This is a genomic window from Chitinophaga niabensis (genome assembly GCF_900129465.1).
Taxonomy (GTDB): Bacteria; Bacteroidota; Bacteroidia; order Chitinophagales; family Chitinophagaceae; genus Chitinophaga; species Chitinophaga niabensis.
Map to the genome: position 1 here is coordinate 2,260,978 of NZ_FSRA01000001.1, position 21,675 is coordinate 2,282,652.

At 46.6% G+C, this 21,675-nt stretch carries 20 protein-coding genes; 8 read left to right on the top strand and 12 right to left on the bottom strand.

The features are described 5' to 3' along the window. Positions 1-32 precede the first annotated feature (32 nt). Positions 33-629 carry a hypothetical protein gene (locus BUR42_RS08700; RefSeq protein ID WP_143197391.1) on the top strand — a complete coding sequence of 199 codons (597 nt, stop codon included), beginning with the start codon at positions 33-35 and terminating at the stop codon, positions 627-629. Between the two features lie 56 nt (positions 630-685). On the opposite strand, the gene BUR42_RS08705 is transcribed toward BUR42_RS08700, so the two are convergent. The 3 genes from BUR42_RS08705 to BUR42_RS08715 all read right to left on the bottom strand — a co-directional run bounded on the left by BUR42_RS08705 (position 686) and on the right by BUR42_RS08715 (position 6,186). After that, positions 686-2,377: a RagB/SusD family nutrient uptake outer membrane protein gene (locus tag BUR42_RS08705; protein ID WP_074238856.1), complete on the bottom strand. Its 1,692-nt coding sequence runs from the start codon at positions 2,375-2,377 to the stop codon at positions 686-688. Between the two features lie 11 nt (positions 2,378-2,388). After that, positions 2,389-5,415, bottom strand: coding sequence for a SusC/RagA family TonB-linked outer membrane protein (locus BUR42_RS08710; RefSeq protein ID WP_200798236.1), 3,027 nt, complete (start codon positions 5,413-5,415; stop codon positions 2,389-2,391). Between the two features lie 303 nt (positions 5,416-5,718). After that, positions 5,719-6,186 (bottom strand): hypothetical protein, encoded by a 468-nt coding sequence (locus BUR42_RS08715; RefSeq protein ID WP_074238858.1) that lies wholly within the window; start codon positions 6,184-6,186, stop codon positions 5,719-5,721. A gap of 108 nt (positions 6,187-6,294) precedes the next feature. Here BUR42_RS08715 and BUR42_RS08720 point away from each other — a divergent pair, with 108 nt between their 5' ends. Both BUR42_RS08720 and BUR42_RS08725 read left to right on the top strand, forming a co-directional pair. Next, entirely contained in the window at positions 6,295-6,801 is a 507-nt protein-coding gene (locus BUR42_RS08720; protein WP_074238859.1) for a hypothetical protein, read from the top strand. Between the two features lie 102 nt (positions 6,802-6,903). After that, positions 6,904-8,643, top strand: coding sequence for a glycoside hydrolase family 97 protein (locus BUR42_RS08725; RefSeq protein ID WP_074238860.1), 1,740 nt, complete (start codon positions 6,904-6,906; stop codon positions 8,641-8,643). A 145-nt stretch (positions 8,644-8,788) separates the two neighbouring features. Here the strand turns inward: BUR42_RS08725 and BUR42_RS08730 are convergent, their stop codons facing one another. The 4 genes from BUR42_RS08730 to BUR42_RS08745 form a co-directional block, all read right to left on the bottom strand. After that, on the bottom strand, positions 8,789-9,352 hold the full coding sequence (locus BUR42_RS08730) for a collagen-like protein (protein WP_143197392.1): 564 nt from the start codon (positions 9,350-9,352) through the stop codon (positions 8,789-8,791). A gap of 240 nt (positions 9,353-9,592) precedes the next feature. Next, positions 9,593-10,270 (bottom strand): hypothetical protein, encoded by a 678-nt coding sequence (locus BUR42_RS08735; RefSeq protein WP_074238862.1) that lies wholly within the window; start codon positions 10,268-10,270, stop codon positions 9,593-9,595. Positions 10,271-10,427: 157 nt separating this feature from the next. Next, positions 10,428-12,374 carry a beta-L-arabinofuranosidase domain-containing protein gene (locus BUR42_RS08740; protein ID WP_074238863.1) on the bottom strand — a complete coding sequence of 649 codons (1,947 nt, stop codon included), beginning with the start codon at positions 12,372-12,374 and terminating at the stop codon, positions 10,428-10,430. Positions 12,375-12,447: 73 nt separating this feature from the next. Then, complete coding sequence (locus BUR42_RS08745) at positions 12,448-13,197, bottom strand: sialate O-acetylesterase (protein WP_074238864.1); 750 nt, start codon at positions 13,195-13,197, stop codon at positions 12,448-12,450. A 129-nt stretch (positions 13,198-13,326) separates the two neighbouring features. Here BUR42_RS08745 and BUR42_RS08750 point away from each other — a divergent pair, with 129 nt between their 5' ends. The 4 genes from BUR42_RS08750 to BUR42_RS08765 all read left to right on the top strand — a co-directional run bounded on the left by BUR42_RS08750 (position 13,327) and on the right by BUR42_RS08765 (position 17,037). Next, positions 13,327-14,154, top strand: coding sequence for a COG1470 family protein (locus BUR42_RS08750; protein ID WP_074238865.1), 828 nt, complete (start codon positions 13,327-13,329; stop codon positions 14,152-14,154). A gap of 6 nt (positions 14,155-14,160) precedes the next feature. After that, positions 14,161-15,159 (top strand): ABC transporter ATP-binding protein, encoded by a 999-nt coding sequence (locus BUR42_RS08755; protein ID WP_074238866.1) that lies wholly within the window; start codon positions 14,161-14,163, stop codon positions 15,157-15,159. Further along, positions 15,101-16,108 (top strand): ABC transporter permease, encoded by a 1,008-nt coding sequence (locus BUR42_RS08760; RefSeq protein WP_074238867.1) that lies wholly within the window; start codon positions 15,101-15,103, stop codon positions 16,106-16,108. The genes BUR42_RS08755 and BUR42_RS08760 overlap by 59 nt, the downstream gene beginning before the upstream one ends. A gap of 119 nt (positions 16,109-16,227) precedes the next feature. Continuing rightward, a complete protein-coding gene (locus tag BUR42_RS08765) occupies positions 16,228-17,037 on the top strand; it encodes an alpha/beta fold hydrolase (RefSeq protein ID WP_234979627.1) in 810 nt (269 codons plus the stop codon). Here the strand turns inward: BUR42_RS08765 and BUR42_RS08770 are convergent. Together BUR42_RS08770 and BUR42_RS08775 are read right to left on the bottom strand one after the other, a co-directional pair. Beyond that, entirely contained in the window at positions 17,029-17,892 is an 864-nt protein-coding gene (locus tag BUR42_RS08770) for an alpha/beta fold hydrolase (protein WP_074238869.1), read from the bottom strand. The two genes, BUR42_RS08765 and BUR42_RS08770, sit on opposite strands and share 9 nt — an antisense overlap. A gap of 59 nt (positions 17,893-17,951) precedes the next feature. Further along, entirely contained in the window at positions 17,952-18,518 is a 567-nt protein-coding gene (locus tag BUR42_RS08775; RefSeq protein ID WP_074238870.1) for a Crp/Fnr family transcriptional regulator, read from the bottom strand. A 29-nt stretch (positions 18,519-18,547) separates the two neighbouring features. Between BUR42_RS08775 and BUR42_RS08780 the strand changes: the two genes are divergently transcribed. Further along, the gene (locus BUR42_RS08780) at positions 18,548-19,300 is read left to right on the top strand and encodes an HNH endonuclease (protein ID WP_074238871.1); all 753 of its coding nucleotides are present in this window, start codon (positions 18,548-18,550) and stop codon (positions 19,298-19,300) included. A gap of 368 nt (positions 19,301-19,668) precedes the next feature. Here the strand turns inward: BUR42_RS08780 and BUR42_RS08785 are convergent, their stop codons facing one another. From BUR42_RS08785 to BUR42_RS08795, 3 genes are all read right to left on the bottom strand, one after another. Then, positions 19,669-20,481, bottom strand: coding sequence for a hypothetical protein (locus BUR42_RS08785; protein ID WP_143197393.1), 813 nt, complete (start codon positions 20,479-20,481; stop codon positions 19,669-19,671). Positions 20,482-20,684: 203 nt separating this feature from the next. After that, positions 20,685-21,149, bottom strand: coding sequence for a hypothetical protein (locus BUR42_RS08790; RefSeq protein ID WP_074238873.1), 465 nt, complete (start codon positions 21,147-21,149; stop codon positions 20,685-20,687). 5 nt (positions 21,150-21,154) lie between these two features. Continuing rightward, positions 21,155-21,616 (bottom strand): hypothetical protein, encoded by a 462-nt coding sequence (locus BUR42_RS08795; protein ID WP_074238874.1) that lies wholly within the window; start codon positions 21,614-21,616, stop codon positions 21,155-21,157. Positions 21,617-21,675 lie beyond the last annotated feature (59 nt).

Below are 21,675 nucleotides of genomic sequence, written 5' to 3' on the forward strand. Positions count from 1 at the left end.
TTTCCTATATTTGGGTCCAAAATCCCTGTATCATGGCCCGAATGCTCAGCTTCCTCTGCCTCTTAACTGTTCTTCGTGTACACGCACAGGATACCAGCCATGTTGTTACGCTGAAAGCAAACAACCAGGAGAAGCAGTATAAAAAAATACTCATTGCCGGATGCGGTTCCGTTGGTATCCGGCATTTTATTGAAACACTTACGCCCCAACTCACCGCATTTTATGAAAAGAAAGGCATTACCTGTGTGTATGAATATATGGGCGATAACCCCGGGGGGCTTAGATCGGGGGTTTCTGCTGCCTATAATAACCATCAGCCGGATGCAACGCTGATCATGTACCAGTTAGATGATGCGCCGGACACGCTCAAAACCAAACATTCCAGCAGGGTGCCAAGAGCGATATTGATGGGTGGAGAGCGTTATCAGCAAAGGAGGCGTGTTAAGAACCTCAACAGCCACATTGATGAAGAAGTGAAGCTGGTGATACTGGAAGGGAAAAACATGGTGCCTGTATGGCAGGGGCAGCTGAATATCATTGATGAAAAGATCAGGGAATCCCTGTATGAAAAGATCTGTTCCATCCTTGCAGCAGAACTTTCCAGGAACAAGATACCTTTAGCAGAATAAAAAAAGGCCACCCGTTTCCAGGTGGCCTTTTATAATTATGGAAAGTAGAAGAACGCTTAGTAACCGGGATTCTGTACCAGGTATCCGGGAAGGTTCGAAGCAGCATCTATCGCCGTTAAAGGAATCGGGAAGATCCTCTTTTGCTTATCGGTGCTGGTCTTTTCCGTCCAGGTGCCTTCGTATTTACCAAAGCGTACCATGTCTGTACGGCGCTGGCTTTCCCAGTAGAATTCGAAACCTCTTTCACGGAACAACAGGTCCAGTGTAATGGAAGTTAAGGCAGGAGCTGGTGTAGAAGCTGTTCTGGAAGCCCTTACGGTGTTCACATCTGTAAGCGCAGTAGCAGCAGCATCACCTCTTCTCAGTTTAGCTTCTGCACGCATCAGGTAAATGTCCGCGAGGCGCAGGATAACGATATCATGCTCTCCGAAGTTCCTTCCGCTCACAGAGGTTTTGCTGAACTCATATTTAGAAACCCTGAAACCGGTGTTGTAATCACTACCGGCAACGGTGAAGTCGCACTGCTCAGTGAACTCAACTGGTTTGGTGGGTTTGCTGCGGGTATCGTAGAATAATTTACCTACTAACATTTTGCCACTGGTGCATTTCAGGAATACACCGTTCTTACGGATCAGGCCATATTGCTGGCCTCTTAAAATACCACGATTGATATTGAAAGCAGCTGCATCTACGCAGGAGTCCCCGGGATTGGTATAAATACCCAGGTTCTGTTTGTAAAAGCGGGGATCGGCAGCAGCAGGGTCGATAGGTGTATAGGCATTCACCCAGCTACGGTAGAAATCAGAAGTGATACCAGGCCCGTCTGTACCGTTTGCACCGGTATAAGCAGGGATCGGGAACTGATCGCCGGAGAGGGAGAAGTAAGCCATACGGTTATGACCATTCAGGTCTGCACGCTGGTCCACTGCAAAGATCAGCTCTTTGTTAGTGTGGTTCGCATCATCAAACAGCGCAAAGTAGCTGGGAGATAAAACGAATTGTGGTGTAGCAATGATCTTATCGCAGTACTCCACTACTTTATCCATGTCTTCTTTTTTGAAGTCGAAAGTAGCAGCATAACGATCGCGGTAAACGGCGGCATTCAGGTGAAGGCGTGCCAGCAAACCCCAAACGGCGGCTTTGGTGATACGGCCGGGACCTGTAGTGTTATCCAGTACAGGCTCAATGGCCAGCAGCTCAGATTTGATGTACTCTACAGCGTCGTTGCCTCTTAAAACAGTAGAGGTTACCTTGGGATCTTCTTTCTTAAATACCACACCAAAAAGGTCCAGTGTAAGCATGGAGTAGTAAGCTTTCATACCTCTTGCTTCTGCCAGGAACAAAGCGGCACTCGCATCTTTGTTAGTGGCCAGTACTTCAATAGCAGATACCGCCCTTGATTGTGCCTGCGTGATATTGTTCCAGGTATTCCGCACGTTCACATCAGAACTCACGTTTTCATGTTTGTGCAGTTGCAGGTAGATACCGTTATCACCCCAGTCTGTACCACCACGGTAAGGCAGGATCGCCTCATCTGTAGAGATCTCCTGCAGGGCAAAATAGTTAGTATGCAACCAGATATCCGGGAGCCTTGCATAAACAGGGGCAATAGCGCCCTCTGCAATTTGTTTATCGGTAAGTCCTGTTACGGACGATTCATCCAGAACGTTCTCATCCAGTTTTGCACAACCAGCCATCATTGTAATACCTGCACAAGTGGCCAGCAGCAATAATTTCGTCTTTTTCATATACTGAAATATTAAAATGAAGCATTTAAACTAACAATAAAAGATCTCGCTTTAGGATAACTCAGGTAATCCATTCCATAGGAAGTGAAACCATCAATATTCCTGTCTAAGTTCACCTCAGGATCGTAACCATCGTATTTGGTGATCACAAAAAGGTTCTGACCTGTTGCAGACAAGCGGATGGTTGGTACCCATTTGCTGATACCCAGTGCAGTGGTATTAAAGTTATACCCGATTGCCAGGTTGTTCAGGCGAAGGAAAGCACCATCTTTCAGGTACCTTGTACTAACAGGTGCAGAGTTGTTGATGGACTCCTGCGGGAAAGCGAGTGCTTCTTTGGTAACGTTTACGTTTTTAGATAATCTCAGTTTATAGAAGTTAGCATTAGCGGTATTGTCGTATACCTTATTGCCGGATACACCGTTGAAATTCGCTACGAGGTCCAGGCCTCTCCAGGCAAAGTTCACATAGAAGCTATACAGTTTGTCAGGGATGGCAACACCTGCATATACCCTGTCCTTATCTGTTACTACACCATCCTTGTCTTTATCCAGGAAAGTGCTGATACCGTTGGCATCAAATCCTGTAAATTCTTTCAGGAAGTAAGTACCCACCGGCTGACCATTAATGTAACCGTTAACTGTAGCAGAGGTAAGACCAGCACCTTGTGCAGAACCTGATGCTATGATAGAATAAGGGGAACCGTTCACTTTATTCTTAATATAGGAGAAGTTACCACCGATACCAAATGTGATATCCTTGGTTAATTTTTTGGTATAAGCCAGGTCTACTTCAATCCCTTTATTGGTCACCGTCATGTTCGGTATATTGGCCCATAAGGTGGTAGCCGGTTGTACCGGATCAGTAGGAGGCACTTTCAATAAGATATTGCTGGATACTTTATTGAACACATCGATAGAACCTGTGAGGTCACCATTCAGGATACCGAAGTCCAGGCCGATGTTTGTTTGCTTGGATTTCTCCCATTGCAGATCCGGGTTGGCCAGTCTCACGAAAACAGAACCAGCAGGATATGCGCCGGTTGGGTACAGCGGGTAACTGTTAGCAGCTGTAACTTCTGTACGGAAGAGTGGCTGGGTACTTTTCGGATCAATTTCCTGGTTACCTGTTTCACCATAACCACCTCTCAGTTTTAAATTACTGAAGGGTGAGTTCTTCATGAATTCCTCTTCTGAGATCCTCCATCCTAAAGAGAAAGATGGGAAATATCCGTACCTGTTGTTGGAACCGAACTTAGAGGAACCATCCGCCCGGAAGTTCACGGTTACCAGGTATCTGTCGTCAAATGAATAGTTGACCCTTCCAAAATAAGAATTCAGTTTATTCTCTGTAGCGCCGCTGTTAGGCCTGTTATTAGCCAGCGTTAACTCCTGCCCCTGATTTGGATTGTAGATAGGGTCCAATGGGGAGATCGGGAATTTATTGATGCTGGAAGACCTTGACTGAATAAAGAATTTCTGAAAAGACTGACCTGCCAACACAGAGAAGTTATGTGCTTTCTTGCTAAAAGTATAGGTCAGGTAGTTTTCATACAAGATATTCCTGTTCACAAAATTATAGGTCTCCAGTCTGCCATCCCGTTGAGGAACAGCATTTGGTTTATTCACAAAATCCTGGGTAGCAGTAGAATTATCTATGCCCAGCGTGAATTTATAGATCAACCCTTTGATGATCCTGATAGAAGGGCTGATGCTACCGGTTACCCTGTTAGTTACAACCTGCTCCCTGTCCAGATCAAAGTTCAGCAATGGGTTGCTCATATTATCATATGCAGCAGCACTGCCATCTGCCTTATAAGCAGGATAAGTGGGGTTGTTGCTGATCGCCTCTCCTATTCCGAGTGGCGGACGTACCTGTTTTGTGTTGGCAACACCGAGGTTCACATCTATGATCAATGCATCGTCCAGGAATTTCTGTGTAGCATTGAAGCGTCCGTTATAACGGTCTAACTGGCTGCGTTTGATAACACCCTGCTGAGACTGCACACCAAAAGATGCATAATAAGTGAGCTTATCTGCGCCACCGCTCAATGCGAGGTTATGCGTTTGTGTGATAGCTGTTCTGCTGATCACATCCTGCCAGTCTGTATTACCACCTTTATCATCCAGTGCGGAACCTCCCAGTTTCGGTACCTCTGTACGGAATTCATCGGCTGTGAGCACAGGCAGTTTTCTTGCCATCTTTGAGAAACCAAGGCTGGAATTGAGGGACAATGTAGAGGAACCTGCTTTACCTTTTTTGGTAGTGATGATGATCACACCATTGGCACCTCTTGTACCATAGATAGCAGTAGCAGATGCATCTTTCAATACATCGATGGATTCAATATCCTGCGGATTGATCGTATTTAACGGATCACCACCACCGCCAGTTCCGGAGTTATCCAGCGGCAACCCGTCAATTACAAAGAGAGGTGTGTTACCGCCACGCACGCCACCGGCGCCGCGGATGGTGATACCCAATCTCTGACCGGGTTCACCACTCGCCGTTGTAACGTTCACACCTGCCACTTTACCCTGCAGTAATTCCTGCGGGTTGTTGATAATACCTTTGTTGAAGGATTCGCTCTTCAACGTTTTAACTGCTCCGGTAACGTCCTTTTTGTTTTGTGTACCATAACCTACTACCACTACCTGTGTAAGATCTGTAGCGGCAGAATGTAATAAGATCTCGATATTAGACCGGTCTCTGATAAGCACCTCCTGGGTAACATACCCGATGAAACTAACTACCAGCGCGGGAGTTTTGTCAGGAACCGAGAGGGAAAAAGCTCCTTTAACATCAGTGCTGGTGGTCTTGGAGTATCCTTTCACTCCAATGGTTGCGCCAACCAACGGTTCGCCTGTTGCGGCATCTTTCACTGTTCCTGTAATTGTTTGGTCGAAGGGGGCTTTGCTCTTTTCTACAGGCGTGGTTGCGGCCGCCCGGGCATTCCCTTGCATGAAGAAGCAACTACAGCAAACCAGTGAGGCGAACACCAATTGCAAGTTGCACTTAGGTACGTAAATTTTGTTCATGGAAAGCAATTGAGTTTTTGGTTACGTAATAACGGGACAAAGGAAACAACCCTATGTTACCGGATTGTTACGTGGAATTTTTGGTTGTATCAGTTTTTGGTTGATGGCTAGCGAATTACGGGGTCAATTTAGACGATTTTAATTACATGGCTGGGGAATTCTACGAAAACGGTTTAGTAACCGATGGGCCTGCGTTTACTCAAAAACACACTTTTTTAAGTGTGTTAAAAAGTTAACACAGACTTCACATCGGATTACGATATACTATCAACAAATAAGGAGTTCTATTTGTTTAAAGCGTACTTAGTACACTAAGTTTAAGAAGGTTTCATTCACTTTTGTAAGACCACTCATACCACCCGCCTGGTAAACAATTTTGTACTTACCGGGTGCAGTGAGCTGGTATCCTTTTAAGAGATCTATTTCAACAGATACACTGTCTCCCGCAGGTACTTTAATATAAGCTTCTTCCGGCGGCGGCATGATCCTTTTTGCCATGGCACCACGGTATTGTACATGGGCACCGCTGGTATCCGTGATGTCCAGGAACATGGCCATGAAACCTTCAAACGGTGTATGCCATTTGCAGAACTTCAGTTCTTTGGAAGCAGGATTCCTTACAGTGAATTTTAAAGGAACGGGGTTACCGGCCTTTACGGTTTCCGGAACGGATATTTCCGTGATAAGTTCATTGCCGGTTGCAGTATTCTTTTGCATGTTTCCACAAGCCGCGAATGTAAAGCAGGTGATCAGTACTAAAAGGTTCTTCATTTTGTCTGTTTAAATTGCTGCAAAATTAGGATTCCTTTCCTTACAACATCCAATCCATTCATGATCCTGACATAAAAAACAATGAAATAAGCATTATCTTTATTCTCTATGAGACCCTTATACCTGTTACTCCTGCTATTTATTTCCTGCAAAGCAACGCCTGTTAAAAAGAAATATACAGGCCCCTGCAAGCCTTTTACGGTAGAAGAACTGACATCCTGCAGACTGCGTTATAATGCGGAATTTATTATGGTGCTGGATTGTTCGTTCTATAAGGAGAAAGAAGATTTCGAAAAACGTTTCCTCCCTTCTCCGGATATTGATTTTTCCAGCTATGCAGTGGGGGCTATCCTCCTGGACAATAAAGTAGCAGTACTGGAGCATGGCAAACCTGCTTTGCATGATATTAATCTGACCTTGAAGATAGACAGCAGTTATATGAAGAACTGCGAAATGAACCTGCTGTTTACCGCTAACCGATGGGAGGATTCGATCCCTCCGGATGGATATAAAAAGAAGTTCTTCCTTTTCAAGGTGCCGAAAGATTCGGGTATTGTAAAAGTGAATATCATCAGTTCAACGAAAACGGCGTCCTGGTCTTTTAAGATGGATTAGCGCGGGCTGGGAACCTTCCCGCAAAATGGGAATGTTCCCTATTCATTTATGGGGCTTCCCCTGTACGCTTTTTTAAGCCGGTACAATTAATTTGGCTGTACAATGGCCAGATTCCACGTAATTCATATGATCTTCTGCCTGTTACTCCTGCAGGCACATGCACAATCTCTCCGCTTAACGGACCCTTCCGGCTCAACCGCCGTATCCTTATCGGGCAATACCTATAGCGTAAGTGCGGGTAAACGGATGATCCTTGAACCCTCCATGCTGGACGTAAAAGCGCATAGGGTTTCAAGGCAATATGTAAGTGGTAATTCCCGGGTGTATGAAATAGATTCCCTGCTGGAATTCCGGTTGTTCAAAGATGGTTGTGCTTTCCGTTATAAGGTTCCGGGCAACTGGACAATACAGCAAGAACTTACCTCTTTTGTGATACCCGCCGCTTCGAGGGTATGGTTCTTTGAAAGGAACAGCGACTGGAAATTAAAATCCTATGCGGGATGGTGGACGCATACTGCTGTTGACAGTCTTCCTGTGATCTCCCCTACCGGCCCTATCCAGGGCAAACCGCTGGTGATACAGCTGGCGGATAAAAGTTATATGGTGATCACGGAAGCGGCCTTATATAATTACAGCGGCATGCGGCTGGAAGCTGTTGGCAACAGAACAGTGCGGGTGAACTTTACGGAAAAGAGCTTTGATGTACAGGGCGGGCAGTATACGCCCTGGAGGGTGATCCTTCATGCAGCTGATCTGAACAGCCTGGTGAACAATGGTGTGATAGCGGCATTGAATCCTTCGCCGGATAAAACATTATTTAAAGATCTTTCCTATATACAACCCGGTAAAGCGGTTTGGAGCTGGATCACGCGTAAGGAGCATTACATGCAGCCATCGGAAGAAAAACGTTTTATTGATGCAGCGGCTCAGCTTCAATTCAATTATACTTTATTAGACGACGGATGGGAAACTGCATGGCCTGATAAATGGGAGCAGCTGAAGGAGATCTGTACCTATGCCGCTGCGAGGAAAGTGAAAGTATGGATATGGAAGGATTCCAAATGGCTGAGGGAACCTAAGCAACGGGATGCGTTCCTGGACAGTGTTGTACGCTTCGGTGCCGTGGGTGTTAAAACAGACTTCATGAACAGTGAAGCAAAGGAGCTGGTTGATTTTGAGATAGGTTTCCTCAAAGCCTGTGCGGCGCGTAAACTGATGGTGAATTTTCATGGATGCCATGCGCCTACTGGTGAAAGTGTGACCTATCCTAATGAAATGACGCGGGAAGGGATCAGGGGAATGGAGTTGAATATCATGAAGGAGCCGATCCCTGCCTGGCATAATGCGGCCTTGCCTTTTACGCGTTTCCTGGTTGGGCATGGGGATTATACGCCGGGGTTCTTTTCCAACAAAGGGCCTACTACGTATACGCATCAGCTGGCTTTAATGTACCTCTTCAATTCCCCGTTTCAATGTATGGCAGAAAACCCTGTGACCATTGTAAATGATCCTTTGTATGCGCCTGTTATTCCTTTACTGCAAACATTGCCGGTGACCTGGGATGAAACGATCGTGTTGCCGGGGAGTGAGATCGGTTCTCTTGCGGCTTTTGCGAAAAGGAAGGGGAAGGTGTGGTATGTGGCTGTTATTAATGGGACTGCGCAGCCGAAGGAGCTTGTGTTGCGGTTTGATTTTTTGAAGCGGGGAAAGCAGTATAAGGCGCTTATAATTACAGACGGGGAGCATGGGTTTAAGCAGCAGGAAGAGGGAATTCATGGTACTAAAAAATACATATTGCCTGCAACCGGCGGGTTGGTATTGCAAATAAAAGAGAAAAGCTGAGGGTGGTTTTGCAGCAACCTTGCCGCGCAGCAGCAGGCGGAGGTTTTTAATTTTTGCGGAAGGGTGAAAGTTTTCTTTTTTTAGTTTTCCTGAATGGATTAAAAGAAGCTGCCTCATTGCAATTGTGAAACAGCTTCTTCTTTTTTTAATCTTTTAATCCGAGATACACTTGTACCGCAGCATAGTCTGACCAGTTTACCGGAGATGCTGATCTTGCTGTTACATCGCCGGGCACGATCATGTAACGGTATTGCTGATACTTCTTGCCATTGGCAGAAACGGTACCCACGTCCGCATTAGAATACAACTGGATCTTTTGCGTGTAAGCCATCACCGAGATGTAAAGACCCGAAATAGCGTTATAAGGCAACGGATAAATTTCAGGATCACTTGCATCGTTCGTGTTGACGTATACTTTTACATCTGCCTTACTCAACAGCGCCAGGGTAAGTTTAGGTGCATCAATAGTGGTATAGAAGCCCACCGTATCAATGGTACCGTTTGCAAGGTGGATCGTATCAGCCTTAAACGACACATCCAGCCACGCGGAATAGATCACAGAGCCTGATCCGGCATCACCTTTGGGGCCAACAGGGCCAGCAGGGCCTTCAGGACCGGCAGCGCCTTCCTTGCCGCAGGATATCATGAACATAACAAAAAAGAGACCTGACAACAGGGCTAATGGAGAAATAAAATGGTGTCTTTTCATATTTGATCTAGTGTTAGTGGTATGAATGGTTAAGGATTTCACACCTGATTCATATTTAGGGTTACCAAAGTACAAATTGATACTGGTAAAGAAAAGAGGCTGCCTCAATTACTTTTGACAGCCTCTTTAAGGTGGCATAACAGGTTATCTCGCAAAGCCCGGAGGGTAACTCTTTAAAAAAGCAATCCCCCGGGTTTTAAGCCGGGGGATGTTTTTCTCCATTTGCAATACAGCATCCGATTATCTGTTAGGTATAGTAGCGAGGATCGCGTTTAAAGCTGCACGGTCCAGGCCGTCATGATCAGAAATAGACCACACCAGGTCCTGTACATCTGAATTGACGTCTAAGTAGTCATTGTATACAGGGTATTCACTTTGTTCCAGTTTCTTGTTCTTCAGCAGGTTGATCAGCTCTCTCATCAATACACTGTTAGAAACAGGGCCTAAGGTGTAGATAGCGCTTTCCCGGCTCGCATGTTTGGTTGCATTGATACAATACGAATCGAGGCTTACACGGGTAAGTTTGTTCGCTTTCAGCGTAATACGCGTTTCCTGGATAACAATACCATGCTGGTATTCCTGGGCATTGGTGGCAAGGATGATAAGGCCGGCTGGTATAACGAGCGTGACGTCTTCCTGTTTACTGTTGAAGATAGCCACACAAACTTCTACGAGGCTACCACTACCTACCTGGTAAACAGTGTCACAGTCGTCACCTTTAATAGTTCCTACAACTGAGATACCTGTTGGCAGCACGAACTGTTCTCCATCAGGCGTTCCCGTGTTCTCTCCCATTCCCCGGATCTTACCGGGTTGTTCTGTGGGTTTATTATCGCCTCCCTTTTTCTTACAGGCGTTAAAAGTAAAGGCCATTAATAGGGCCGCCGTTAACAATACAAAGGATTGTTTCATTTTCATATAGTTTGGTTTCCGGAGGCAAAAATAATACCCTGTGTGTGATTATTTTGCAGCAGGTGCAAAAATACAGGGATACCGGGAAGGATGATCTACTGGTTTTTTGGTAGTTTTTCTGACAGAATGAAATAAGGCAGGTGAAGATCACCTGCCTTATTACCTAACGTTTGTTTAATACGGGAAACTGTGAGATCCTCAGGTTCGTGCAGCCATAGGGCACCAGGGTGATCTCTTCTTCTTCCTTCGCAGATTCAAACCGGTACGTCATGCTGTAGGGCAAGGGGCCTGCCATTTCGTTGTATAATTGCCAGGAGGGAATGCGCCTCGCTTTGGTTTTTATGCTGATGGGTGCATTCTCCAGGTTCCAGGGATATTTGTTCACCGCATTACTTTGCGATACTTTGTAATGGTCCTCCATTTTATCCCTGCCGGTTTGGATCAGGCCATAATTCCAGGGTGTGGTGGGGCGTACTTCGTAGAATTCTTCGCCACCATAGGAACCGGGAGGGTTAGGGTTTTTCACCATTTTCATTTCCTCTCCTATTTTTAATCCGTAAGTAAGCGGGCCGCGTTCTATGGAAACGGAATTCTCCTGCCAGGTGTTCCTGAAAATATGCATGGGTAAATGAAGTTCCACCACATCACCGGATTTCCATTCACGATCTATTTTTACGACCTGGTTTCCTTCTGATTGCTTCCAGGTTTGGCCGTTTATTTTAATAGTGGCGTTCTTACACCATGCAGGTACACGCAGGTGAAAAGGGAACTTTGACTTTTTTACGGCACTAAAGGTGAATTTGATATCCTCACTGAAAGGGTAATTCGTTTCCTCCTTAATGGTAACCTCTTTTGTTTTTACTTCACTGGGAGAATATACCAATGCAGCCAAACCGCCGTCTGCCGTGGCATACCAGAGGTTCTGCGTGAATTTCGGCCAGCCCTGGTGCATGTTGGCTGTGCAGCAGGGATAACCGGTGAGCAGGCCGTAACATACATCGGTACCATCATGATTGGTGTCAAAGTTGCGCATTTTGGTAGTTGCCATTACCTGGTTGGCCTGCTGGAAGTACTGGCGGTACATAAAATCATCTGTGGCCTGTGCAGGTAATGCATTGAAAGCGATCTTTTCCAGGTGATCTGCATAGCTTACCTGGCCCGTGATCTCCAGGATGCTTTCCAGGGAGAACATCATCTCTACTGCCGAACAAAATTCAGAACCCTGCGTGGGATTGTTGCCGTGGAGGGCTTCGTCTCCTCCGTATAATCCATGCGCCAGGCCATTGAATTTGCGGATGTCAGCAAAACCGGTTCTTACGGCGTCGAGGTATTTTTGCTCTTTGTGACGTTGATAGTAAATGATGGGCTCCTTGATGCCTTGTGCAAGATTTACACAGTGAATGCTTCCGTTAGTGGCCAGCATATTCCTTTCCAGGAATGCGGTGGTATAATCGAAGGTTTGTTTGTGAATGAGTTCACCGAGTTCTAACAGGAAAGGTTCCTTCGTGATATCGTAAAGCCAGTATACCACCATCAGGTTATCCCCGCCGCGGTATCTTGCCCAGAAGGTCCATTTATCGAGCGGATTGTTGGGGAGTTCTTTGAGTTGATAGCGGAAATAATTGGTCATTAGCTTAATAACTCTTTGATCCTGCGTGGCAGAATAGTATTGTTTGAGTACTTTCAGCATCACCATTTTTGGCCACCAGTCACGGCTGTTATCTCTTTGTACGCCAGGTTCGGGGCCGTAATCTTTTGAGGGGCCGAAATAGCCATCCGGCTGCTGGCTGTTGATGGTCCATTCTATCCATGGTTTGGTTTTGGCAATGAGTGCTTTATCATCCAAAATATAGGCAAGTGGCAATAGGCCGTCTATCCAGTAAGGGCCCCGCTCCCATTGGTCGCCATCACCTCCCAGCCATCCGTTGCGGTTGTTCATCACTAAGGGATAAAGTTTATCCAGGTTGCCGGTGGAGCCGGTTTTCTGGCGTACCAGCATTTCTTTGAGCCATCCATCGGCTTTGATGGCGCCGAGGGGGAGTTCTTTGTAAGGGTTCTGAGCGCTTGTTTGCAATGCGCACACGAGGAATAGTAGGAATAATGATCTCATGCGGGTTAAATTAATGCGATAAAAGATAAAGAGATAGTCAATTTGCATCATAATCTCATGTATTCGTATCAAATTATAGCTGCTTCATTTTTTCCGCATACCTTTTTCCGAATAAACGCTGCGAGGCAGCATCTATATGCAGGTTGTCCGCATTAGGCGTGAGCCCTTTCCCGGATACCACACCATAAAACTTTAATTTTTTGCCGGCCTCGTATAATTGGGTATTTATTGCTGCTGCGCGTTTATTGAATTCAGGGAGTTCGCCTGCAATGAATGGTAATTTAGGCAGGTTAAATTCTTTCCTGAACCTGATCACCAGGCTTTCCAGTTTGCCGGCATAGCGCGCTGCTTTTTCGGGTGCGGAATCTGATTCGCCCTGGTGCCATAAAATTCCCTTCAGGGTTCCTTCCTTCATGGCGAGTTTCGTTCTCATGATAGCATTATCCCAGGGGTAGGATTTGGTTTGTTCCCAGTATTGGTTATAGCGCCAGTGATCTATCCCGGAGCCACCGGCGGCACAGGGGATCAGGCCTATTACGATGTCCGGGTCCTGCTTCAGCATTTCGCGGGCAAAGCTTAATCCCGGGCCCACACCGGCGGCACTTTTATCGAAATGAACGGGGTCTTTGGCTATTACCCAGTTGCCTTCTTTGTTCAGGCTCAATATTCGCGGGTTTCCGATGGTGTCTTCCGGTTCCACGATACCTCTTCCTGCCATATTGGACTGGCCCGCCAGGAGGTATAGATGGAAGTTTTGCTTTTTGGTTTGGGCATGCAGTGCCGCTGTAGATAAGAGCGCTATGCAAAAAAGGATCATTTTCATGTATGCAAAGATATTTTTAATGGAATTTTAAGTTTTGCAAATAATTTTTTCTTTTTAAATTGTTCGCCGTTTAGGAAAGGTAAATAGCTATTATTTCATAAAAGAATATAATCATTATTTATTAATCTTATGTTAGCACGTAAAGTAAAGTACCAGCGGCCGATCAAGGCACTTTTTCTATTCTGCGTTTTATTCAGTTTTCAGGGGATGGCACAACAGACCAGCCCGCCATTCACAGCAAGGTTGATCAACCTTGAAGCAGCAGCCAACACCACGTTCACCTACAATGCCAGGCTTACCAATTCCGCCAAAGTTCCGCGGGTCTACCAGCTCTCAGCCAATGTACCTCCCGGGTGGAACATTGCCTACAAAACGGAAGGTTACCAGGTAACTTCCATCAACGTTGATTCGGGAAAAACGCAGGACATCAACATAGAGATCAATCCTGCTTTAGAAACCAAACCGGGTAAATACAACATCACAGTTACTGCATTAACGGGAGCAGATTCCCTCAAACTAAACCTGGAAGCGGTGGTGAAGGGTACTTATAACGTTACACTTTCCACGCCCTCCGGCAGGCTCAGCGATGATATCACAGAAGGCAGCCGCAGGGAAATACAGCTGGTGGTAAAGAACACAGGCAGCATAATGCTGGACAACCTGGAACTTTCCGCACAGGCCCCTCCCCAATGGGAAGCCAGCTTTTCGCCGGCTACCATTAAACAGCTGGAACCCAATAAGGAATCCACGGTTACCGTTACACTGAAAGTACCCAATAAAACTATCGCCGGTGATTACGTAACTACTTTCACCGTTAAGAATAACAACGCCACATCAAATGCCGCTTTCCGCATGACGGTTAAAACCTCTATCCTCACGGGATGGCTGGGCATACTGATCATACTCGTAGCGCTGGGCGCTGTTTATTACCTTATCCGTAAATATGGCAGGAGATAGTACGTTATGGAACAACCAATCATCGAGATCGTTGGGCTGACCAAATACTACGGCTCCCTGAAGGCCGTGGACAATCTGCATCTGTCTATCAACAAAGGTGAGATCTTTGGATTGCTGGGTCCTAACGGGGCCGGTAAATCCACTACCATACTCATGTTGCTTGGTTTAACAGAACCATCCTCCGGCATGGCGCAGATCTGCGGCATCAATGCCTCCCGTAATCCCATTCCTGTTAAACGCAAAGTGGGTTATATGCCGGATAACGTAGGCTTTTATAATGAACTCACTGCGCTGGAAAACCTTACCTATATAGGACGGCTGAACGGCATCCCGGCAGCAGAAGACCGGGCCCGTGAAATGCTTACGGAAGTTGGGCTGGAAGCTGCCATGCATAAGAAAACAGGTACCTTTTCCCGGGGCATGAAGCAACGGCTTGGGCTGGCAGATGTATTGATCAAACAACCGGAAGTGATCATCCTGGATGAACCTACGCTCGGGATTGACCCTACAGGAGTAAGGGATTTCCTGGCACTCATCCAGCAGCTGAGTGAGCAGCGCGGGCTTACCATCCTCCTCTCCTCTCATCACCTGCACCAGGTGCAACAGGTATGTAATCGTGTAGGCATCTTCGTGGGCGGGCAATTACTGGCAGAAGGGAATGTAAACAAGCTGGCGGCCGAACTGTTTAAAGCGGCTCCTTATGTAGTGCAGATAACCGGTTCCGGCAAAGTACCTGAAAGCGAAGTACTGCAAATGCCGGGAATTGAAAAGGTGACGGTAACAGATGCGGCAGTGGAGATCTCCGGACAGCAGGATATTACGCCGGACCTTGTGCGGCTCTTTGTGAGCAAGGGTTTTGATATCAGCAGCGTGCAGAAGAAAAGTTATGGCCTGGATGAGATCTATCAACAATATTTTGAAAATAATATAAAGGAAAACGTTTCTAATGAAAAGTCAAGCGGCCTTTTTCAACGGTCTTTTTTCGGCAGGTTCAAAAAGCGTTAGTCCCTCTCCGTTCTTTGTAATGGTGAGAAAGGAAGTGGCAGACCAGGTACGCAGCTGGCGGTTTATCATCCTGGCGGGATTGATACTGCTTACCTTCTTTGCGTCCATGTATGTGTCTATGATCAATATCAGCAAAGCCGTTTCAAACTATGACGATCCGGACAGGTTGTTCTTATACCTGAAACTGCTGACCACATCGGATGGAGCGCTGCCGCCTTTCCATGTATTCATTGGTTTCCTGGGGCCATTGCTGGGGATCAGTCTTGGTTTTGATGCTATTAATTCCGAACAGTCCAATGGTACGCTGATCAGGCTGATGGCGCAGCCTGTTTACAGGGATTCCGTGATCAATGCTAAATTTGTGGCATCGCTGATCGTGATCAGCACCCTTTTCCTTTCCCTCAACCTGCTAATGATCGGCGGCGGACTGTATATTACCGGTGTAAGCATAGAGCCATCTGAATGTATACGGATCCTTGGCTTTGTATTACTGAGCATTATTTACGTGGCATTCTGGCTGAACCTCTCCATACTTTTATCCGTTAAGTTCAAACAGGCGGCCACCTCAGCGCTTACGGCGATTGCTATCTGGCTGTTCTTTACGGTGTTCTACCAGATCATCCTGAATATTGCGATCAAGGCATTCCTGCCTGATCCCAATCAGCTCACGCAGGACCAGGTGATCTCTTATAACGGCATCATCTTAACCTTCCTGCGTTTGGTACCGAGCCAGTTGTATGCGGATGCTACCACTACCCTGCTGATGCCTTCCGTGCGCAGCCTGGGGCCATTGACCATGGAACAGATGGCGGGGGCTATTCCTTCTCCTTTATCAGTAAGGGAAAGCCTGCTGGTGGTATGGCCACAGGTGAGCGGGTTGATCGCAGCTACGGTGGTATGTTTCGCGCTTTCCTATTACCTCTTTATGCGGAGGGAGATAAGAACGTAAGCTGCTTAGCTGTTTTGTCGGAAATCACCCTTAAGTTGTCGTTATTGCACCGGGTCAAACCCCGAAATGTGTTCCATATTTGGGGTATGAAAATTCTATTCCTTTTAATTGCAATAATTATGACAGCATCTTCATCAAATGCCCAGATCAAACCTCTGGACAGCGGCTACGCAGCGGTTAATGGCATCAAAGTTTATTACGAAGTATATGGTGAGGGCCGGCCTATCGTTTTACTACATGGCGCTTATATGACCATTAGCAGCAATTGGGGTCAGTTGATCCCCGAGCTGTCTAAAACGAGAAAAGTGATCGCCATCGAATTACAGGGGCATGGGCATACACCGTATTCAGAGAGAAAACTATCCCGTGCTACTTTAGCAAGCGATGTGGAAGGCGTAATGGACCACCTGAAAATAGACAGCGCAGATGTACTGGGCTATAGTTTTGGTGGCTCAGTGGCCTACCAGTTCGCCATTCAAAGCCCTCAGCGCTTAAATAAATTAGTGATCATTTCTGCTGCTTATAAAAGTACCGGCTGGATGCCCGAAGTAACCAATGCGTTTAAAAACCTGAAGCCCGAACTTTTTGAGAACACGCCTATGCACACGGCATACGATGCAGTGGCGCCTGATAAAACAAAATGGCCAAACTTCCTGGAGCAGATGATGGCTTCTGCCCGTGAACCATACGATCTGGGGGACGACAACATTGCGAAGATCTCCGCACCCGTATTGATCATCTCCGGCGACAATGATGGCATGGATAAAATTGAGCTGATAAAAACATATCAACTATTGGGAGGTGCCGTGATCGGCGATTTCGGAGCCATGCCAAAATCACAACTGGCCGTTGTTCCTGCGCAGAGCCACGTTAGCCTGATGAAGCAGACCAAAACGATACTGGGCTACCTGGATAGTTTTTTACAGTAGTGATAAAAAACTGCGTATCGCATTGGTTACTTTTACGGGTTGCTCTTCCTGCGGGAAATGCCCTGCGGTTTCCAGTTTTACCGTTGTGGCATTGGGGAATCCGGTCAGGAACTTATCCAGGTAAGCCGGTTTGATCACAGGGTCTTTCATACCCCAGATGAACAGTGTTGGTTTGTTTGCTATAGGTTGCTTTGTTTGCCATAGCGATTCAAACCAATCCTGATCGTTGAGCAATGATCTTGCAAAAGCGAGTGCTCCCATGCGCTCGCTTTTGTTTTGAAAAGGTTTTGTGTATTGGGATAATAACGCTTTGGGAAGTTTGTTATCGCCAAACGATTTTGGTAAGATGAATTTTGGAGAGAAATTCAGGTAGCGGTATAAGAATGGCAATAAGGGACTGTTCAGCACCTTACTTACTTTAATGAAGTCCGGATCTGCTTTGCTGCTCCATAACCAGGAGTTTAAGACGATCATGTTCTTTATTCTGCCGGGGTGTTTTATGGCTACGTTCAATCCTATCGGGCCACCGAAATCATGTACCACTAAAGTGATATCCTGTAAGTTCTTTTCTGCGATGAATGCTTCCAGCGTTCTGCTGTGGTGCTGCGTGGAGTAATCATATTTTCCCGGCTTATCGGAAAGCCCGAAGCCGATGTGATCAATGGCAATACAGCGGTGGGTTTTCCTCAGTTCCTTCATGATGTACCGGAAATCGAAGCTCCAGGAAGGGGTTCCGTGAATGAATAAAATAGTTTCCCCCTGCCCTTCTTCGATGTAATGCAGTTTGTGCCCGTTGATGTGGAAGTATTTGGAGGGGAAAGGATATTCGCTCTTATTTAGCCAGTCGTGTTTCATCTCTTTTTATTTGCAAAGTTGGGGTGTACTTTCCAAATAAAAGTTCTTCTATACCAACATCAGATCTTCACCGTATTAAACAACTTGCTGAAATTGGTAGGGCTGATACCTAAATAGGATGCGATATATTTATGGCTTACCAGGTGCAGCAGATGGGCACTTCGCTGGCAGAAGGCTTTATATCTTTCTTCCATGGTCAATGCCTTTAATTCATGATGGCGGTTGATGACCCCTGCCAATACGGCTTCCGTCATCTTCCTGAACAACCTTTCTATCTGCCGGGACTGGTCGAACAGCTTTTGTAAGTCTTCAAACGAGATGTAATCCAGTTCGCTGTCAGTTAAGCAGCTGAGGTAACATTTTGAAGGGATTTGAAATGAAAATGATTCCGGGATAGCGCAGATGTTCGGGGGATAGGTGAAGGCAATCACTTCCGGTTTCTTTTCTGCGGCGAAGTAAGACATCTGGATGCCGTTCTTCACGAAGTACAGTTCCTTCTGCGTTTGGCCTGGAACAATGATGAGTTCGTTCTTTTTGAATGACCTTGTTTGCAACTGCGCTGTCAGCAGATCATCATCTTCCCTGCTGATGTTGTGAAAAAGCCTGAAGTATTCATATTGTGTCATCACCCGCCAAATATATCTATTTTTGCCGCATGAACTGTTACAATTGTGGCGTTATCCTGAACAGGAAAAACAGGTCGGTGGAGCATATCATCAATGCTTCCATTGGTGGTTTCAGGAAGGGGTATAACCTCTTATGCGCTCCCTGTAATAAAGCGTTCGGGCGTACGATCGATTTTGACCTGGGGAGACAGCTGGGTGTTTTTGGGCGTTTGCTGAACATTCCCTTAGATCGTGGAGCGCATTCTTTGTCTTCTGAGATCGGTGTGATTGATTGTGACAGGGCCATTGCCAAAATAGGTCTTAATTATTATTTGTCGAAGGGGTATGCCAAAGCATATATTGGCCCGGTGAGGGATTTTGTTCGCGGGGGTGCTGAACCTGTTTCCTATTACTATTTACCTGCTTCCGATATACATGAAGAAGACGAGGTTTCCCATATCATACATCTGCATGGTGGCGGCGGGGTTTTGTATGCCTATATTGAGCTGTTCAATATGCTGAACCGGGTGATCATTTTCAGTATGGATTATGCGGGGGAAGATATCCATGTTACTTACTGCCGGGATGTGGTACACAACCGGGAGTTGGCGAAGGGTGTGGATTTTCGTTTGGGGAGGAAGGAGTTGGAAGGGCTGCGGGTGGCTTCCGATCTGCGTGGTGAGGGGCTGCGGGTGGCTTCAGATATGCGTGATGAAGGGCTGCGGGTGATGGAGGCCTCCCCTGTGCGGTATGAAAGGCTGATAAGGCTCATTGAGCGCCGCAGGGGCTCTACCGGGGCATAGGCTGCCAGGAAGAAGCTGTATGGGAGTGATCATTAGGTGTAGTATATGGGGAAGATACAGGGCAGATAAGGGATTGAAGGAGGGCAACCGGGAGATTGGTGGAGATGGGGTGAAAGGGAAGTTAAAGGGATGTTGATCCCGGGTAACTGGCCTGTGCCTGGGGAAATTGGGGGCATTTTGAATAAGATGGCGTCTGTTTTGGGCATGATCTTATGCCGGCGCCTTTAAAAAGGGTTGTTTTTTGAGAAAGACCTTTCATTGTTCAGTGTATTTTTTGCTGAGTTCAGTGCATTTTTTGCTGAATTACATAGTTATCCCGCCGGAGGCCTATACTTCACGTTAATTCCTGTCACCCGCCTCCTTTGGCCTTATTCCATTTGGGGTACAACAAGGGTATCCTTCCACATGAATACCGGCTTTTGTTCCCGTTCGATGTTGTACGTTGGTAAAATAATTTCCTCCGGCAGTGAGGGAATGATGTCGATGATATCTGCCGCAAAGTATTTACGGTTCCCCAATGCATACAGCCTCCCTCCTTCTTCGCTGAAGGCCTTCACCTGGAACACCACAATTGTTTCTGCCTCTCCTGCTTTAAACGGAAGCACCAGCTCAGTTGCTTCCGCAGGCTGGCGGATGTCGATCATTACTTTGGCTGAAACGGCCTGTTCATAATCGCCTTCACTGAAGTTCACGCCTACTGCAATGGCTTTTAGCTCAATGTGTGTGGTGTTCTTTGCATGCCGGATACTGCCCTTTTCAATGGCTGGTATGGCAATGCGGAGGCTGTTCACGTTCTGCGCCACTGCAGGCTTCAAGGGCAGGAGTTTACCCAGCTCCGTATCCTCGTTGAGCTTAAAGCCTGCCAGCATGTTCAGGTGTTTACGCTGAATGCTCCTGGCCCCTCTTTGCTGGCTGCCTGCATAGAGGACTTTCAGCAGCGAGGTGTTCAGCCGGTTGGTGAGATCACTGTCGTGATGGATCCCCAGCTCCGGCTTCAGTGCATAACGTACCAGTTTCCCGGCTTTGCTGGCGGTGCCGAAATCCGTTGCAGAGAGCTTGGTGGCCTCACTGATGTTTACGTGTTCAGGAAGGCTTCGCATGCAGAGCTTCCCTTTGTGGTAATAGCCGACCGTGTTGCCGACCCTACCAGTGTACCTTACGATACTTGTTTGTTTTCCCATAAGATTGTTTTTTGGTTAAGTAATCCCCAAATTTACGGGTATTACCCCCCTAAAATCTTGATATACATCAAGTTTCGAGCGTATCTAAGGGTAGTGCATGGAGGATTAGAGCATATCAAAAGGGAGTGCAGGGAGGATTAGATATTATCTGTTAAAACGACGCGCCGTTGTGCATCAGTTCCCGTCATTTGGCCCAGGACTGGTTATCCCTTCGCCCGGTTCCGGTTCAGCGTATAACTGTATTTCTCATTGCCTACCAGGAACATCTTTTGTTTATCGAGGATGAACAATACCTGTTCGTCCCCTTTCAGTAAAAACAGGCTTACTTCTCCCATGTCCAGCCGGTATACTATTGCCTCCGGGTGACCAGGTATTCCTTTCTCTATTGACCATTTCCCTGTACCGGACCTTATGCCCAGGCCACCTGCTTTGTAGGTGGAAGGAAGCTTGGTAACCTTATCTACATACAACACCATCCAGATCTTCCGTTTAGCACATTCTTCCCGGTCTGGCATATTCAGTGCCTGTAAAAGTTCCCGGCAGGCAGTTCTGCCTTCATAAAAAGCCAATATGGAGGAGCCTGGCGGAACGGTATCTTTGGGGGGAACCTGTGCCTTTAATTGTATGGTAAGTGATACAAGCATGATCAGCAATACTATCTTTTGCATAGGAACTATTTGATGCGGTTAAGGGTATAGCTTTGAAAAAGATCACCGGTCATATAACGGCCCTGTTCATCCAGCAGGTGCAGGAGATCGTCGCCCAGTTTTACAAAGCGTACTGCGGCTCCTTTTTCGGGGCTCAGCTGATAGATGAGGAAGCCGGTGTAATTTCCCGTCCCCTGCTGAATGCTCCATTTACCGGCAGACTCACTTTGAACATCCGGCTGAGAGTGCGTATTATCCGGCAGGATATGACAGCTTTCCCCTGTTAACCTGTAAGTGGTGGGCTGCTGCGTACGCGGGTCATGAAACAGGGTGAGTTCCCATTTCACAAGGGCACAATCCTTATTGGCAGGGATATTATGCAGTGGCCTTATTAACTGGCCACAGGGTGTGGTACCGGCAAATACTTCCCTGGGACTGGGGGAACCCAACATGGAAAGAAAGAGCCAGGCAGATAAGAACAGATGCATAACATAGAATTTATCACAAGCTACTTAAAACGTTGCGCCGTATATATCTTTTACATGAA